Here is a 1,614-nt window from a genome sequence, read left to right as displayed (position 1 = left end):
GAAACGCTGGCGCTGGATGATGCACTGGACGTTCTGGACGCCATGCTGGCCGTTATCATCCGTGACGCCAGAAAGATTGGGCAGAAAAAACGGCTCCGCTCGCTGAAGGATCTGGATAAATCTGCATTGGCGCTCGCCAGCGCATGTTCGTACTTGCTGAAAGAAGAAACACCGGACGAATCGATTCGTGCTGAGGTGTTCAGCTACATCCCTAGGCAAAAGCTGGCTGAAATCATCACGCTTGTCCGTGAAATTGCCCGGCCCTCAGACGATAATTTTCATGACGAAATGGTGGAGCAGTACGGGCGCGTTCGTCGTTTCCTGCCCCATCTGCTGAATACCGTTAAATTTTCATCCGCACCTGCCGGGGTTACCACTCTGAATGCCTGTGACTACCTCAGCCGGGAGTTCAGCTCACGGCGGCAGTTTTTTGACGACGCACCAACGGAAATTATCAGTCGGTCATGGAAACGGCTGGTGATTAACAAGGAAAAACATATCACCCGCAGGGGATACACGCTCTGCTTTCTCAGTAAACTGCAGGATAGTCTGAGGCGGAGGGATGTCTACGTTACCGGCAGTAACCGGTGGGGAGATCCTCGTGCAAGATTACTACAGGGTGCTGACTGGCAGGCAAACCGGATTAAGGTTTATCGTTCTTTGGGGCACCCGACAGACCCGCAGGAAGCAATAAAATCTCTGGGTCATCAGCTTGATAGTCGTTACAGACAGGTTGCTGCACGTCTTTGCGAAAATGAGGCTGTCGAACTCGATGTTTCTGGCCCGAAGCCCCGGTTGACAATTTCTCCCCTCGCCAGTCTTGATGAGCCGGACAGTCTGAAACGACTGAGCAAAATGATCAGTGATCTACTCCCTCCGGTGGATTTAACGGAGTTGCTGCTCGAAATTAACGCCCATACCGGATTTGCTGATGAGTTTTTCCATGCTAGTGAAGCCAGTGCCAGAGTTGATGATCTGCCCGTCAGCATCAGCGCCGTGCTGATGGCTGAAGCCTGCAATATCGGTCTGGAACCACTGATCAGATCAAATGTTCCTGCACTGACCCGACACCGGCTGAACTGGACAAAAGCGAACTATCTGCGGGCTGAAACTATCACCAGCGCTAATGCCAGACTGGTTGATTTTCAGGCAACGCTGCCACTGGCACAGATATGGGGTGGAGGAGAAGTGGCATCTGCAGATGGAATGCGCTTTGTTACGCCAGTCAGAACAATCAATGCCGGACCGAACCGCAAATACTTTGGTAATAACAGAGGGATCACCTGGTACAACTTTGTGTCCGATCAGTATTCCGGCTTTCATGGCATCGTTATACCGGGGACGCTGAGGGACTCTATCTTTGTGCTGGAAGGTCTTCTGGAACAGGAGACCGGGCTGAATCCAACCGAAATTATGACCGATACAGCAGGTGCCAGCGAACTTGTCTTTGGCCTTTTCTGGCTGCTGGGATACCAGTTTTCTCCACGCCTGGCTGATGCCGGTGCTTCGGTTTTCTGGCGAATGGACCATGATGCCGACTATGGCGTGCTGAATGATATTGCCAGAGGGCAATCAGATCCCCGAAAAATAGGGCACTGTTGCAAATAGTCGGTG

1 pseudogene is annotated in these 1,614 nt (G+C 52.0%); it reads left to right on the top strand.

The features are described 5' to 3' along the window. A pseudogene (locus KHQ28_RS26140) lies at positions 1 to 1,578 on the top strand (Tn3-like element Tn3 family transposase); the annotation flags it as partial. Positions 1,579 to 1,614: the final 36 nt, after the last annotated feature.

This window comes from Klebsiella sp. 28, assembly GCF_018223905.1.
GTDB classification, from domain to species: Bacteria; Pseudomonadota; Gammaproteobacteria; order Enterobacterales; family Enterobacteriaceae; genus Klebsiella; species Klebsiella pneumoniae.
Note: the sequence above shows the minus strand (reverse complement) of the source record. Positions and strands in the feature narration are given on the sequence as shown.